The sequence below is a fragment of the Pseudomonas pseudonitroreducens genome, assembly GCF_021603645.1.
In the GTDB taxonomy this organism is placed as follows: domain Bacteria; phylum Pseudomonadota; class Gammaproteobacteria; order Pseudomonadales; family Pseudomonadaceae; genus Pseudomonas; species Pseudomonas pseudonitroreducens.
This window is the reverse complement of record NZ_BQHJ01000006.1, coordinates 78,974-94,459: the sequence shown is the minus strand read 5'-3', so window position 1 is coordinate 94,459 and position 15,486 is coordinate 78,974. Positions and strand designations below refer to the sequence as shown.

The following is a 15,486-nucleotide window of genomic DNA, read 5'->3' as shown; positions in this document are numbered from 1 at the left end:
GGGCGGCTGGGGATCAGTCGATCCCCAGTTTCTTCAGGCGATAGCGCATGGAGCGGAAGGTCAGGCCCAGGCGCTGCGCCGCCGCGGTGCGGTTCCAGCGAGTCTCTTCCAGAGCCTGCATGATCAGCTTGCGCTCGATGTCCTCGAGGTAGTCCTCGAGGTTGTCGATCTGCGCGAGGCTCGCTTCGCCGCCGCTGTCCGCAGTGCTGGTCTCGGCCAGTCGCAGGTCGTGGGGCTGGATGACGTCGTCCTCGCAGAGCGTGTAGGCGCGCTCCAGCATGTTCTCCAGCTCCCGCACGTTGCCTGGGAAGCGATAGCTCTTGAGCTTCTCCAGCGCGTCGGCGCTGACCGAGGCCGCCGCCAGCCCGCTGTCGCCGGCGAGGCGCTTGAGTACGCGATCGGTCAGCAACGGGATGTCTTCCCGGCGCTCGCGCAGGGGCGGAACCCGCAGTTCGATGACGTTCAGGCGATAGTAGAGGTCCTGACGGAAGCGCCCGGCGGCCACTTCGGCGGCCAGGTCCTTGTGGGTCGCGCAGAGGATGCGCACGTCCACCGCGACTTCCTGCTGGCCACCCACGGCGCGCACGGCCTTTTCCTGGATGACCCGCAGCAGCTTGACCTGCATCGGCAGCGGCAGGTCGGCAACCTCGTCGAGGAACAGGGTGCCGCCGTTAGCCGCCTGGAACAGGCCGAGCTTGTCTTCCACGGCACCGGTGAAGCTGCCTTTCTTGTGGCCGAAGAACTCGCTTTCCATCAGCTCGGAGGGAATGGCGCCGCAGTTGACCGGCACGAAGGTCTGCACCTCCCGTGGGCCCTGCTCGTGGATCAGCCGCGCCACCAACTCCTTGCCGCTGCCGGACTCGCCGCTGATGTACACCGGTGCCTGGCTACGGGCCAGCTTGGCCACCTGGTTGCGCAGTGTGCGCATGGGCGGGGAGTCGCCGAGCAGGCGGCTGTCCACCGGGGCTTCCTCGGCTTCCGGCGCGCGCAGGCGCAGGGCGGAGTTCACCAGCTCGCGCAGGCGGGCGAGGTCCACCGGCTTGGTCAGGAAGTCGAAGGCGCCAGCCTTGAGCGCCTGTACGGCGGTGTCCAGGCTGCCGAACGCGGTGATCATCGCCACCGGCATCTGCGGATGGCGCTGCTGGATGTACTGCACCAGGTCCAGGCCGGTGCCATCGGGCAGGCGCATGTCGGTGAGGCAGAAGTCGAACGGCTCGCGGGCCAGGAAGTCGCGGGCTTCCTTGACGTTGCGGGCGCTGCGGGTATCCAGCTTCATGCGGCCGAGGGTGATTTCCAGCAGTTCGCGGATATCGGGTTCGTCGTCGACGATCAGGGCTTTTTGACGGCTCATGTTCTTTGCGTCTTCTTAGCTTTGTTTGCGCGGGTGGGCGAAGGTGATGCGGAAGCAACTACCGCCTTCGTCACGCGTCTTGTAGTCCAGTCGAGCCTGATTGCTTTCGCACAGCTCGCGGGAGATGTACAGGCCAAGGCCCGTGCCCTTGCTTTCGGTGGTGAAGAACGGCTCGAACAGCTTCCCCCGCTGTTCGGCGGCAATGCCGGGGCCGTCATCGAGCACTTCGAGTACCGGCAGGTCGGTCTCGCTGTCGCGGAACAGACGCAGCCAGACCTGTCCGGTGCCGTTTTTCTGAGTGCTGTACCGTAACCCATTCTGCACGAGGTTGGTCAGTACCTGCGTCAACTGGTGGGGGTCCATGCGCGTCTGCACTGTGCCTGAGCCAGTTTCGACATGGATCTGCTGGCCATCGCGCAGGCTCTCGCGCAGTTCTCCGGCGTAACGGTGAAGCCAGTATTTCAGGTCGAGCAACTGCGGCTCGGCCTGGCGCCGGCGCGACAGCTGGAGGACGTTCTCAATGACCAGGTTCATGCGCCGCGACTGGTCCTGGATGATCTGCGTCAGGCGCCGGTCGGGCTTGTCCAGTTCTTCCGATTCCAGCAGCAGTTGCGCTGCGTGGCTGATCGCCCCCAGCGGGTTGCGGATTTCGTGGGCGATGCCGGCGGTCAGCCGGCCGAGGGCGGCGAGCTTGAGCTGTTGCGCCTGCTGGGCGATCTGCGAGATGTCCTCGAGAAACATCAGGATGTGCTGTTCATTGCCCCGGCGCAGCGGGATGAAGCTCGGCTGCACGGTAGGGCCGGATTCCAGCGGTTGCAGGCTTGGCGGGCGCAGGGCGGGGTTCTGTTGCCATTGCTGGAGGCTGGAGACCAGTTGCGGACTGTACTCGGCCAGCGAGTGGCCGGGCAGGTCGTGGCCCCCCAGCAGGGTCGTCGCACTCTGGTTGGCCAGCAGCACGCGGTGACGGTCGCCCAGTACCAGGATGCCGGTGCGCATGCGCTGGAGGATCAGCGCATTGAGCTCTTCGAGGTTGGCTACCGTGGTCGCTCGCTGTTCGGCAATGCTCTCGACGATCTGCTGGCGCCGGGCCAGGGCCTGGATCAGCAGGGCCGAGGCAAAGCTCAGGGCCCCCAGGCCGCCGGCCTGCACGTAGTGGTTGATCGCCGTGGGCTGGCTGAGGCTCAGATAGAAGGTCAGGTAGATCAGGCCGATGGCGGCGATGGCCGCGATGAGCAGGCCGACGCGACCGCGCAGGAGGATATTGGCAATGGCGACGGCGACCACCATCAGGTTGCCGATGCCGCTGGGAATGCCGCCGGCGGTATAGAACAGCGCACTGAGCAGGAGTATGTCCAGTGCCGCCAGGAGGAAGATGGGCAGCAGCTGGCGCGGTGTTGGCATCAGCACCGCGATCAGGATGTTGAGGACCAGGTAGACCCAGCAGCCGATGTGAAAGAGTTCGGGGTGGGCGAGCTTGAGGAGTTCATCGTCCAGGCTGCTGGAGATCAGCAGCACCAGCACCAGCCCGATGGTCAGGCGGTACAGATGGTACAGGCGCAGGACCCGCAGGCCCTGGCCCGTGAGCGAGATGCCTTCAGCGACCACGGTCGGTGTGGTCCTGTTCGAGGTGCGCCCGGCTGCAGTACCACTTGCTCTCATCCTTGAGGGCATGGCTCTGCGGCACATGCACGCCGCACTGTGCGCAGCGAACCATCGGCGCAGCCTGGTCGTCACCCTTGGGTTTCTCCACGGGGCGCGCCGGCCGGGTGGCCTTGCGCCACAACCACCAGCCCAGGGCGAAGAGGGCGATCCAGAACAGCAGACGAGTCATGGCAATCCCTTGAACATAAAGACCGGCAGTTTATCCAAGCCGCGCGATGCCGGACAGTGAGCTTGCGCGCGCACCCTCCGATCCTGGGTGAAAGACCCGCCATGGCCAGCCGGGATGAAAAAAGGGAGGCCGAAGCCTCCCTTTTTCGTCGAGCCCGACGGTATCAGTCGAAGATACCGAAGGTCATGTAGCTGAACCAGGAACGGTCGCTGCCGCCGGCGTTGCCTTCGGACTCGTGCTGTTCCTCTTCCACGTCGCTCTGATTCTCGGGCTTGAGCTCGGCGGGGATCTGCTGTTCGGCGTCCTCGTACTGCTTGATCACGTCCTTGGATGCCTGGGTTTCCATGTGCGGCGGGGCATCGTTGGTCTCGATCAGGCCCAGAGTGGCCTTGGCCAGCCAGGAACGATTGTCGGCTTCGTCTTCACGCGGAACGAACTGGCCATCCTTGAGGCTGGGGTTGTCCGGGTAGTTCGCTTTCAGGGTCTCCAGGCTGGAGTCGGCCAGGTCGTTCAGGCCCAGGCGCTGGTAGGCCTCGACCATGATCGCCAGGCCATCGCCGACGGCCGGGGTTTCCTGGAAGTTCTCGACCACGTAGCGACCACGGTTGGCGGCGGCGACGTAGGCCTGGCGCTTGAGGTAGTAGTGGCCGACGTGCACTTCGTAGGCGGCCAGCAGGTTGCGCAGGTAGATCATGCGCGCCTTGGCGTCCGGGGCGTAGCGGCTGTTCGGGTAGCGGCTGACCAGTTGGGCGAACTCGTTGAAGGAGTCGCGGGCGGCGCCCGGGTCACGCTTGGTCATGTCCAGCGGCAGGAAGCGCGCCAGCAGGCCGCGGTCCTGATCGAAGGACGCCAGGCCCTTGAGGTAATAGGCGTAGTCGACGTTCGGATGCTGCGGGTGCAGGCGGATGAAGCGCTCGGCAGCGGCACGGGCGGCCTCGGGCTCCATGTTCTTGTAGTTGGCGTAGATCAGCTCCAACTGGGCCTGCTCGGCGTAGCGGCCGAACGGATAGCGGGACTCCAGCGCCTTCAGCTTGGCGACGGCGTTGGTATAGCTCTTGTTATTGAGGTCGTCCTGGGCCTGCTGGTACAGCTGGCTTTCGCTCAGGTTCTCATCCACCTTCTCACCCTTGGAGGAGCAAGCGGTGACGAAGGCTAGGATGGCGATCAGCAGCAGGTGTTTCACTTGCATGGCGGCTTGCGTCCCTGGACGGTCGGCTGTCGCGGCCGCAACCGTCTGTTATGATTGGCGCCCCAGGGGTACCCCTGGGACAAAGGCCCCGTATTTAACCACAGCGTGCCGCTGAACCAAAAGGCCGCGCGCCCTTCGTGTCCCGTCATGTCCAATATGATCCAACTCGCGGCAGAAGTGCCGTTCGACCTCGGTGGTCAGCGTCTCGACCAGGTCGCCGCCCAGCTCTTCTCCGACCACTCCCGTTCCCGCCTGGCTGGCTGGATCAAGGACGGCCGTCTCAAGGTCGACGGCGCCGTGCTGCGTCCGCGCGATATCGTCCATGCCGGCTCGCGCCTGGAACTGGATGTCGAGCTGGAGGCCCAGGGTGAATGGGTCGCCCAGGACATCGAGCTGGACATCGTCTACGAAGACGAGCACATCCTGGTCATCGACAAGCCGACCGGCCTGGTGGTTCACCCCGCCGCCGGCCACCAGGACGGTACCCTGCTCAACGCGCTGCTGCACCATGTGCCGCACCTGGCCAACGTGCCGCGCGCCGGCATCGTGCATCGCCTGGACAAGGACACCACCGGCCTGATGGTGGTGGCCAAGACTCTGGAAGCCCACACCAATCTGGTCGCCCAGTTGCAGGCGCGCAGCGTCAGCCGCATCTATGAAGCCATCGTCACCGGCGTGATCGTCGCTGGCGGCACCGTCGATGCGCCCATCGGCCGCCACGGCGTGCAACGGCAGAAAATGGCGGTGATCGAGACCGGCAAGGTCGCCATCAGCCATTACCGCGTACTGGAGCGCTTCCGCGCGCACACCCACACGCGGGTAAAGCTGGAGACTGGGCGTACCCATCAGATCCGCGTCCATATGACGCACATCGGCCACCCGCTGGTGGGCGATCCCACCTACGGCGGGCGCTTCCGGATTCCGCCGGGTGCCAGCCCGACACTCATCGAATCCCTGCGCGACTTCCCCCGCCAGGCCCTGCACGCGCGCTTCCTGGAGCTGGACCACCCGGCTACCAACGTGCGCATGAAATGGGAATCACCGCTGCCGGACGACTTCACCTGGCTGCTGAGCCTGCTGCGGCAGGACAACGAGTCGTTCGTATGAGCCCCTGGCTGACGCCCGACTGGCCGGCTCCGGCGAACGTCCGCTCCTGCGTGACTACCCGTGCCGGCGGCGTCAGCGCCTTGCCTTTCGACAGCTTCAACCTCGGTGACCACGTTGGCGACGCCCCCGCCGCCGTGGCCGAGAACCGTCGCCGCCTGACTGACGAACTGGGCTGCCAGCCGGCCTGGTTGAGCCAGGTGCATGGTATCGAGGTGGTCGAGGCTGACCCGTCCGCCGTCGCTACGGCGGACGCCAGTTGGAGTGAAACCCCCGGCGTCGCCTGCGCCATCATGACCGCCGATTGTTTGCCTGCCTTGTTCTGCGATCGAGCCGGCACTCGCGTCGCCGCCGCTCACGCCGGCTGGCGTGGCCTGGCCAGCGGCGTGCTGGAGGCAACAGTGGATGCCATGGGCGTCGCGCCGGCAGAACTGCTGGTCTGGCTGGGTCCGTCCATCGGCCCGCAGGCCTTTGAAGTCGGCCCGGAAGTGCGTGAGGCATTTCTGGCCGAACATGCCGAGGCCGAACGAGCCTTTGTGCCCAGTGCCAATGCCGGCAAGTACATGGCTGATATCTATGAGCTGGCGCGCATCCGCCTCGCCGCAAAAGGCGTCACCGCGGTCTACGGTGGAGACTTCTGCACCTTCACAGACGCCGAGCGCTTCTATTCCTACCGCCGCAGCTCGCGCACCGGCCGCCTGGCCAGCCTGATCTGGCTCGCCTGACGCCCTATTCGTAGGAGCGGACTCTGTCCGCGATGGTCTCAGGCGCGATGCAGGCCTATCGCGGACAGAGTCCGCTCCTACGATCATTTCGAGAGCATCATCTGACGGGTGTCATGGCCAAATGGCTTGAACCGACCAAAATCGTCCTTATCTATCTGGCATCCCGGCGGGTTAGTCGTGACCAGGGGCACTCATCGCTCCGGCCCGCTCTAGACAGGAAGGACGACCCTCATGCGAATCGACCGTTTGACCAGCAAGCTCCAGCTTGCCCTCTCCGACGCCCAGTCCCTGGCCGTTGGACATGACCACCCGGCCATCGAGCCGGTGCACCTGCTGTCCGCGCTCATCGAGCAGCAGGGCGGCTCCATCAAGCCCCTGCTGATGCAGGTCGGCTTCGATATCCCCGCGCTGCGTTCCTCTCTTAATAAGGAGATGGACACGCTGCCGAAGATCCAGAACCCCACTGGCGACGTAAACCTGTCGCAGGACCTGGCGCGCCTGCTCAACCAGGCCGACCGCCTGGCCCAGCAGAAGGGCGATCAGTTCATCTCCAGCGAACTCGTACTGCTCGCCGCCATGGACGACAGCACCAAGCTGGGCAAACTGCTGACCAGCCAGGGTGTCTCCAAGAAGGCCCTGGAGAACGCCGTGGCCAACCTGCGCGGCGGCGAGGCGGTAAACGATCCCAACGCCGAAGACTCGCGCCAGGCCCTGGACAAGTACACCGTCGACATGACCAAGCGTGCCGAGGACGGCAAGCTTGACCCGGTGATCGGCCGCGACGATGAAATCCGCCGGACCATCCAGGTCCTGCAGCGCCGCACCAAGAACAACCCCGTGCTGATCGGCGAACCGGGCGTCGGCAAGACCGCCATCGTCGAAGGCCTGGCCCAGCGCATCGTCAACGGCGAAGTGCCTGACGGCCTGAAGGACAAGCGCCTGCTGGCGCTGGATATGGGCTCGCTGATCGCCGGCGCCAAGTTCCGCGGCGAGTTCGAGGAGCGCCTGAAAGCCGTGCTCAACGAGCTGTCCAAGCAGGAAGGCCGGATTATCCTGTTCATCGACGAACTGCACACCATGGTCGGCGCCGGCAAGGCCGAGGGCGCCATGGACGCCGGCAACATGCTCAAGCCGGCCCTGGCCCGCGGCGAGCTGCACTGCGTGGGCGCCACCACCCTGGACGAATACCGCCAGTACATCGAGAAGGACGCCGCCCTGGAGCGCCGCTTCCAGAAAGTCCTGGTGGATGAGCCGAGCGAGGAAGACACCATTGCCATCCTGCGTGGACTGAAAGAGCGCTACGAGGTGCACCACGGTGTCACCATCACAGACGGCGCGATCATCGCCGCGGCCAAGCTCAGCCACCGCTACATCACCGACCGCCAGTTGCCGGACAAGGCCATCGACCTGATCGACGAGGCTGCCAGCCGCATCCGCATGGAGATCGACTCCAAGCCGGAAGAGCTCGATCGCCTGGATCGCCGCCTGATCCAGCTGAAGATCGAGCGCGAGGCACTGAAGAAAGAGGATGACGAGGCCACCAAGAAGCGCCTCGCCAAGCTCGAAGAAGACATCGCCAAGCTCGAGCGCGAGTACGCCGACCTCGAGGAAATCTGGAAATCGGAGAAAGCCGAGGTTCAGGGTTCCGCGCAGATTCAGCAGAAGATCGAGCAGGCCAAGCAGGAAATGGAGGCCGCGCGGCGCAAGGGCGACCTGGAAACCATGGCGCGCATCCAGTACCAGACCATTCCGGACCTGGAGCGCAGCCTGCAGATGGTCGACCAGCACGGCCAGACCGAGAAGCAGTTGCTGCGCAACAAGGTGACCGACGAGGAAATCGCCGAAGTCGTCGCCAAGTGGACCGGTATTCCGGTGTCCAAGATGCTTGAGGGTGAACGCGAGAAGCTGCTGCGCATGGAAGACGAGCTGCACAAGCGCGTCATCGGTCAGCACGAAGCCGTGGTGGCCGTCTCCAATGCCGTGCGGCGTTCCCGCGCCGGCCTGGCCGACCCGAACCGCCCCAGCGGCTCGTTCCTCTTCCTCGGCCCGACCGGGGTGGGCAAGACCGAGCTGTGCAAGGCGCTGGCCGAGTTCCTCTTTGACACCGAGGAAGCGCTGGTGCGCATCGACATGTCCGAGTTCATGGAGAAGCACTCGGTGGCCCGCCTGATCGGCGCACCGCCGGGCTACGTGGGTTACGAAGAGGGCGGTTACCTGACCGAAGCCGTGCGCCGCAAGCCTTATTCGGTGGTGTTGCTGGACGAGGTCGAGAAGGCCCATCCGGACGTCTTCAACGTCCTGCTGCAGGTGCTGGAAGACGGCCGCCTGACCGACAGCCATGGGCGTACCGTGGACTTCCGCAACACCGTGGTGGTGATGACCTCCAACCTCGGTTCGGCGCAGATCCAGGAGCTGGTGGGTGACCGCGAGGCGCAACACGCTGCGGTCATGGATGCGGTGAATGCGCACTTCCGTCCGGAATTCATCAACCGGATCGACGAAGTCGTGGTCTTCGAGCCGCTGGCCCGCGAGCAGATCGCCGGTATCGCCCAGATCCAGATGGGGCGTCTGCGCAAGCGCCTGGCCGAGCGCGAGCTGAGCCTGGAGCTGAGCGACGAGGCAATGGACAAGCTGATCGCCGTCGGTTTCGACCCGGTGTATGGCGCGCGACCGCTCAAGCGCGCGATCCAGCGCTGGATCGAGAACCCGCTGGCGCAACTGATCCTGGCCGGCAGGTTCAACCCGGGGGCGAAGATCAGCGCCAAGGTAGAGAACGACGAGATCGTCTTCTCCTGATCGACAAACCAGCAAAAAGCCCGCCAATTGGCGGGCTTTTTCATGGCTCCCTGTAGGAGCGAGCTTGCTCGCGAACACCCCCGCTGCCGGGCCGATAGTTCGCGAGCAAGCTCGCTCCTGCATGAAGAGTCCTGAGCGTCAGCCGGTCTCGCGGGCACCACCGAGCATGACCAGCAGTTGCTCGAGCAGCTCGGCCTGGTCTTCGGCGATATCGATGATGTGGAAACCGGCCCAGCCCAGTTGGCCATCGGTGCCGGCACGGCTCCACAGGCAGTCGGCACCGAGTTGGATTTCGCCGATTTCGTCCAGCGGCGGTGCTGGCACGAGCTGACAGTCCCAGACGGAGTCAGCTTCCGGAACCTCCACGCCGCAGAGCATGAAACCCTCTGCGGACAGATCGGCAAGGCGGCCCAGGCTGCGCCCGGAATGGCGGTCGAAGACTTCCACGGTCAGCCCGGTCTGCTGCCGGCTGTGCTGGCGACGTTCTCCCATCGACTGCTCCTTCAGGTCTGTGCCGGGCTGCGCCCGGAAGTAAAGCGTTGCAGGACCCGGTAGATCGCGTTCAGCGCACGATCCATCAGCGGGGCGGACTGTTCCGTCGGTACCAGGCGGACCTTGCCCGCTTCCATTTCCTGGGCCAACTGCACTATCGGTTTGACCGCTACCCGCTGCCCGGTGTGGTCGACGAACATATAGTTGCGCGTGGTCGGGCTGAACCACGAAAGCTTGAGGCGGCGTGCCGGTGTGGTGTCGCTGAACTCGAACCAAGTGCCGAACTCCAGGTGGCTCAGTTCCTTCATCAGTACCCGCACGCGTTCGGACAGGGGCTCGGCGCTGGGTTTGCTGAGCGTATGGCCTTCGGCGCCGAGCATGGCGCCCAGCGGGCTTTCCGGCAGCTCCTGCTTGAGCTGTGCGGCAATCTGCGGCTGCTGGGCCTGGATCGCGTGCTGGCAGGCGACCAGGTCCTGCAGCAGGCGACGAATGCCGTCCTCGTGGTATCCGCCCAGGACTTCCAGGCCCTTGCGCAGTTCTTCCAGCAGCGCCAGGCGGATGGCCTGCAGGTGCTCACGGCCGGCGGCGTCCAATGGCGTCACGCTCCACGCCAGTTGCTCGCCGACTTCGCAGGCGCGCCGCCATTCATCGCTGTGTTCGCCGCTGCGCAAGACAATAAAGGTGAGAGCATCGCACCAGCTCATTTCGAGGAAGTTACGTACCAGCTCCGGCAGTTCGCGGTCGTGGGTCACCTTGGCGATGGCATCCAGTGCCTGCTCCCGTGCCGCCAGCAGACGGTCACGGCCACGGGCGGCTTCCATGGCGCGTCGTTCGCGCAACTCGACCTTCTGCCGCAGGTTGGTGACGTACTCGTTGAAGTCGCCCAGCAGGTTGTCGAACAGAGCCAGGTCGCCAACGAAGTCCTGGATCACCCGCTCGACCACCCAGTGCATCTTCGCCAGCAGGGCGCGCTCCTCACCTTCTCCGCCGTAAAGCACACCGGCCTGGGCCATGGCGTTGAGCAGCTTGCGCGCGGGATGGTGGTGCTGGGTGAACAATTGCTTGTCCAGCAGCGCCACCTTGAGGAAGGGCGTGTGCAGGTGGGAAAGCGTGGTCTTGCAGCTATCAGGCAGGTTTTCGTCGTCGAGGATGAAGTCGAAGACCATGCCCACCAGGTCGATGACATCGGCTTCCTGGTCGGTCAGCCGGGTGTTGTTCGGTTGCGCGCTGCCGGCTTCCAGCTGGCGCTGCAGATTGGCCTTCAGGGCGTCGACCGGTTGCGGTTGGCGCAGGCGATGTGCCAGCTCCTGGGCGGATTCGCGCTGCAGGCGATTCAGTGCCTCCAGCAGTTCGTTGGCGCTGTAGGTTGTCGTGGCCGAGCTCGGGCCGAAGCTGACGATGCTCTGGGTGTTGCCGAACAGCGTCGCCTTGTTGCCGCGTCGGCGATGCTCGGCGAGCAGCACCGCGAGTCCGCCGAACAGGGCATTGCGGTCGCCGGGGGGCATGTCCGGCAATTCGCCCGCCGTGTAGGGCGCAGATGCCGCTGGCCCGCCCTCGGTCGTCACGGTGTTCTTCTCGGGCGGGGCCGAGCGGGGTGTTGGCGCCGAACGCTGCCCCTGTGGGCGGTATTTCAGGTTTGGCAGGATGCCGCCGTCGGCCAGGCGCTTGTTCAACTGTTCATACAAAGGCAGCAGGTGCTGCATCACCTGCTGGTCGAACAGGACATAAAGGATGGTCTTGATCCGCAGCGGGAAGTCACTGCGTGCCAGGGTGTCGCGGAAGGCCTGGGCAATTGCCTGGGGGCCGAAGGGGTTGCGATCTTCCCCCAGCTTGCTGCCATTGTTGAGCAGCGCCAGGCGCTGATCCAGGGCGAACAGCGGCTGGGCGCAGTGGGCCCGCACCTGGTTGACCATGTTGGTCACCAGCAGCGTCTCTTCATACTCATCGTTGCCGACCAGGGTCAACTGGTCCATGTCGAGATCTTCCAGCGGCGCTGCGAGTGGCAGTTTGCCCTCGAGGAAGTCGCTCAGCCCCTGGGCTATTCGCTGGTGATAGAAGCGCTCGAGATTTGGCCGCTCTCGGCGGACTTCGCGCATGGCGTCGAAGAACAGTGCCTGGACCTGATTGTTCTCGGCCTTCTCGGCGCATTCGAAGAGCGTGTCGTCCACCTGGGCGAAGACATTCCCCAGGAGCTCGGCGAGGTGGTTCATCGCCAATTGGCGGCAGCCCTGTACCAGTTCGCCGAAGCGGGGCTGGATTACCCGGCTGGCGATAGGGGAGGGCGGTGGGGTGTCCTTGTTGCTCATGGCCATCCTGTGCGTGATCGTTCCGTTTACACCCGCGGCGGATCACTTGTGCTTTTCCATGCACATATAGCAACCAGCCCGGCCACCTGCAAAGCAGAGAAAAACTTTTTGGATCAGAGTGTTGACAGGCGTTTCGATATACGTAAAATGGCGCGCCTCTGATACGGGATTCCGGTGAAGCCGGAAGCGAAGTGGAGGAGATTGAAAGGTTCATCGTTCCGCGATAGCTCAGTCGGTAGAGCAAATGACTGTTAATCATTGGGTCCCTGGTTCGAGTCCAGGTCGCGGAGCCAACTTTCAAACGGGGTATAGCGCAGTCCGGTAGCGCGCTTGCTTTGGGAGCAAGATGTCGGGAGTTCGAATCCCCCTACCCCGACCAAATTTTGGGTCGTTAGCTCAGTCGGTAGAGCAGTTGGCTTTTAACCAATTGGTCGTAGGTTCGAATCCTACACGACCCACCATATTCAAGGCATCTACTTGTAGATGCTGGAAGCGGGTTAAACCGTTTCAAAAAAAGCCCACCTGATGGTGGGCTTTTTTTTGCTCTCAATTCTTCACCATTGCACTAATTGTCATGGCGGCTTGGTATCGATTCGCTTCGACTTCCCGGTCGTGGATCCTTTATGAAAGTGGCTCATCCGCCCTGACCTGCTTTCGTCATTCGCCATTCCTGGCGGCCTACGGCGCCGATCAGAAAAGCCAAGTGCTTTGTCAGGACATTCTGATCTGCCGGGCTGTGGCGAAAATTTAAGCTGCTCACCTCACAAAGCGTGTACCCGAGGTGGGTCAAATGGCAATTGAAAATATCGGTGTTATCGCCGCAACCGAGAGCGCGTCGAAGAAAATTGCGCTCAAGTCTGGCGATAAGATCAAGGCAAAAGCAGGCACCAAATACCTGCTCCAGGTCGACAGCAAAGACGTCGCTCCCGAAAACGTCACGGTCAAACGGGTCGGCAAGGACCTGCAGATTTCGTTCGAAGGCAGCGAAAAGCCTGACCTGACCATCGAAGGTTTCTTTGCCGAAGGTATGGACGGCCAGTTGTATGGCGTGTCCGAGGACGGCCAGCTCTACGCGTACGTGCGTACAGACGGCGAGGGCTATGCTGGCCCGCTGCTGATGCTCGATGGCGAGTCCGCCCCGATTGCCCTGGGTGGCGATGGCGTGGCGTACAACGCCGCCCTCGTTGGCGATTCCGACGATGCATTCGGCTTTGCCCTGTGGCCGCTGCTGGCCGGCCTGGCCGGTGTGGGCGCCGCTGCTGCCATCATTCACAACAACCGGGATGATGGCCACAAGAGCACGACCAAGACCAGTCCCGCGCCGACCAATGCCAAGGTTACCGACCACGTCGGCCCGATCCAGGGCGATCTGGCCAATGGCGCAGTCACCGATGACCCCCGCCCGAGCATTTCGGGCGAAGGCGTGCCTGGCGCAATCATCCATATTGCCGATAATGGTGTCGAAATCGGCACCACCACGGTCGGCCCGGATGGCAAGTGGGAGTTCGTTCCCACCAGCGATCTGAGCGACGGTGGTCACAGCATCGATATCACCCAGAACGTCCCCGGCGAAAACCCCAGCGCTCCGGTGCATGTGATCGACTTCGATGTCGATACCATCCCGCCCGCCGTTCCGGTAATCGGCGACATCACCAATGATCTCGACCCGGCGCACCCGATTCACGTCGAGCCTAACGCCCCGACCAACGACAACACCCCGGTGATTTCCGGCGGTGGTGCCGAACCGGGCGACACCATTCATGTGATCGACAACGGCACCGAAATCGGTACTGCCGTGGTGGATCACAACGGTAACTGGAGCTTTACCCCGGATTCGCCGCTGGCCGATGGCGAGCATGACATTACCGTGGTCGCCGAAGACCCGGCGGGTAACTCGAGCGAGCCGTCGGCTCCGTATCCGATCGTTATCGATACTGTCCCGCCTGCCGTTCCGGCGATCAGCGACATCATCAATGATCTCGATCCGTCTAACCCGGTTCACGTCGAGCCTAACGCCCCGACCAACGACAACACCCCGGTGATCTCCGGCGGTGGTGCCGAACCGGGCGACACCATTCATGTGATCGACAACGGCACCGAAATCGGTACTACCGTGGTGGATCCCAACGGTAACTGGAGCTTTACCCCGGACTCTCCGCTGGCCGATGGCGAGCATGACATTACCGTGGTCGCCGAAGACCCGGCGGGTAACTCGAGCGAGCCGTCGGCTCCGTATCCAATCGTCATCGACACAACTCCTGTCGTTGGCGGGCTGACATTTGATGTCGTGGCTGGCGATGACATCGTCAATGCGGCCGAAGCCGCCGCCATGCTGACCATCTCGGGCGGTTCTACCGGCGCGCGCGCCGGGGATGTGGTGACCCTGATCATCAATGGCAACCACTACAGTACAACTGTCGGTGCGGACGGACGCTGGAGCATTGCCAATGTTCCGGGTTCCGATCTTGTCGCTGACACCGCCCATCGTATCGAGGGTGTGCTGGTCGCGACCGACGCGGCGGGCAATCGGGATGTCGTGGTCGCCTACCATCTCTACGACGTGGACACCCAGGCACCTGCCGCGCCGGATGCCTGGCTCGACCCGGACTCCGATACCGGGGTCAAGGGCGACGACATCACCAGCGAGACCAAGCCGACCATCGACGGCAAGACCGAACCGGGCGCTGACGTGGTCGTTACCTTCCCCACTGGCGAAGTGGCAACCACCACCGCCGATGAGAACGGTGATTGGTCGGTAACCCCGACCCAGCCGCTGCCTGAAGGCAATAACGACATCACCGTCGTGGCGACTGAGCCGCCGGTAGCCGGCCTGATCATCAACGTGATCGCTGGTGACGACGTCGTCAACATCGAGGAATCGAAGGTCAACCAGATCATCAGCGGCAAGGCTACCGGCCAGTTCAAGGCCGGGGATCTCGTCAGCTTCAGCCTCAACGGCCATGCTTACAGCGCCGCCGTCAACGCCTCGGGGGACTGGAACGTCTCCGTCAGCGGTGCCGACCTCGCCAAGGGCAGCAGCATCAACGCCACCCTGGTGGCGCACGATGGCGCCGGCAACGCCTCCGAAGTCCCGGCTAGCCGTCCGTACGGTGTCGACCTGACTCCGCCGGTTGCCACCCTCGCCGGGCGCGAAGACATCATGAAGCGCACAACGCTCACTTCGCCCATGAAGGGCATCGTCAAGAACGTCCGCGTGACCACCATCGGCGGTGTGATTCAGCAGGGCCAGGACATCATGGAAATCGTCCCGCTGGAGGATCGCCTGCTGGTCGAGGCGAAGGTCCTGCCATCGGATGTGGCCTTCCTGCGCCCAGGGCTTCCCGCCACGGTGAAGATTTCCGCCTACGACTACGCCATTTACGGCGGCCTGCGCGGCAAGGTCGAGCTGATCAGCCCCGACACCATCAAGGATGACGAGAAGACCCGCCAGGGCAAGCCGGATTCGTATTACCGCGTGCTGATTCGTACCGATGCGGCCGAACTGGTCAAGGGTGACAAGCACTTCCCGATTATCCCGGGCATGACTGCGGTGGCAGACATCCGCACCGGCGAAAAAACCATCCTGGACTACTTACTCAAGCCCGCGCTCAAGGCGCGTGAGGCGTTCCGCGAGAGATGATGAAATGAAAACCCGCAAATTTCCTACGCGTCAAAGCAAACCCTGGAGGTTC

Annotated in this window: 10 protein-coding genes and 3 tRNA genes; 7 read left to right on the top strand and 6 right to left on the bottom strand. The window is 63.7% G+C overall.

Translation table 11 applies throughout. From position 1 onward, the window contains the following. Positions 1–13: 13 nt before the first annotated feature. The 4 genes from L6D89_RS15810 to L6D89_RS15795 all read right to left on the bottom strand — a co-directional run bounded on the left by L6D89_RS15810 (position 14) and on the right by L6D89_RS15795 (position 4,371). Positions 14–1,351, bottom strand: a complete 1,338-nt coding sequence (locus L6D89_RS15810) for a sigma-54-dependent transcriptional regulator (RefSeq protein WP_236200418.1) — start codon at positions 1,349–1,351, stop codon at positions 14–16. 15 nt (positions 1,352–1,366) lie between these two features. Beyond that, positions 1,367–2,956, bottom strand: coding sequence for a sensor histidine kinase (locus tag L6D89_RS15805; protein ID WP_236175526.1), 1,590 nt, complete (start codon positions 2,954–2,956; stop codon positions 1,367–1,369). Then, positions 2,946–3,182, bottom strand: a complete 237-nt coding sequence (locus L6D89_RS15800; RefSeq protein WP_275094733.1) for a PP0621 family protein — start codon at positions 3,180–3,182, stop codon at positions 2,946–2,948. Before L6D89_RS15800 ends, L6D89_RS15805 begins: the two co-directional genes overlap by 11 nt. Before the next feature lie 163 nt (positions 3,183–3,345). Beyond that, a complete protein-coding gene (locus L6D89_RS15795) occupies positions 3,346–4,371 on the bottom strand; it encodes an outer membrane protein assembly factor BamD (protein WP_236175527.1) in 1,026 nt (341 codons plus the stop codon). A gap of 147 nt (positions 4,372–4,518) precedes the next feature. Between L6D89_RS15795 and rluD the strand changes: the two genes are divergently transcribed. The 3 genes from rluD (at position 4,519) to clpB (ending at position 8,996) form a co-directional block, all read left to right on the top strand. Then, complete coding sequence (gene rluD, locus L6D89_RS15790) at positions 4,519–5,478, top strand: 23S rRNA pseudouridine(1911/1915/1917) synthase RluD (RefSeq protein WP_236175528.1); 960 nt, start codon at positions 4,519–4,521, stop codon at positions 5,476–5,478. Beyond that, positions 5,475–6,200, top strand: coding sequence for a peptidoglycan editing factor PgeF (pgeF, locus tag L6D89_RS15785; protein ID WP_236200417.1), 726 nt, complete (start codon positions 5,475–5,477; stop codon positions 6,198–6,200). The genes rluD and pgeF overlap by 4 nt, the downstream gene beginning before the upstream one ends. 231 nt (positions 6,201–6,431) lie before the next feature. Beyond that, positions 6,432–8,996, top strand: a complete 2,565-nt coding sequence (gene clpB, locus L6D89_RS15780) for an ATP-dependent chaperone ClpB (RefSeq protein ID WP_236175530.1) — start codon at positions 6,432–6,434, stop codon at positions 8,994–8,996. 138 nt (positions 8,997–9,134) lie between these two features. Here the strand turns inward: clpB and L6D89_RS15775 are convergent, their stop codons facing one another. Next, entirely contained in the window at positions 9,135–9,488 is a 354-nt protein-coding gene (locus L6D89_RS15775) for a PilZ domain-containing protein (protein ID WP_236175531.1), read from the bottom strand. An 11-nt stretch (positions 9,489–9,499) separates the two neighbouring features. Continuing rightward, entirely contained in the window at positions 9,500–11,794 is a 2,295-nt protein-coding gene (locus tag L6D89_RS15770) for a DUF1631 domain-containing protein (protein ID WP_236200416.1), read from the bottom strand. Positions 11,795–12,011: 217 nt separating this feature from the next. Here L6D89_RS15770 and L6D89_RS15765 point away from each other — a divergent pair. The 4 genes from L6D89_RS15765 to L6D89_RS15750 all read left to right on the top strand — a co-directional run bounded on the left by L6D89_RS15765 (position 12,012) and on the right by L6D89_RS15750 (position 15,434). After that, positions 12,012–12,087, top strand: a tRNA-Asn gene (locus tag L6D89_RS15765). Positions 12,088–12,096: 9 nt separating this feature from the next. Further along, positions 12,097–12,173: transfer RNA gene (locus L6D89_RS15760), tRNA-Pro, on the top strand. A gap of 6 nt (positions 12,174–12,179) precedes the next feature. Further along, positions 12,180–12,255, top strand: a tRNA-Lys gene (locus tag L6D89_RS15755). A gap of 329 nt (positions 12,256–12,584) precedes the next feature. Further along, positions 12,585–15,434 carry an Ig-like domain-containing protein gene (locus L6D89_RS15750; protein WP_373874958.1) on the top strand — a complete coding sequence of 950 codons (2,850 nt, stop codon included), beginning with the start codon at positions 12,585–12,587 and terminating at the stop codon, positions 15,432–15,434. Positions 15,435–15,486: the final 52 nt, after the last annotated feature.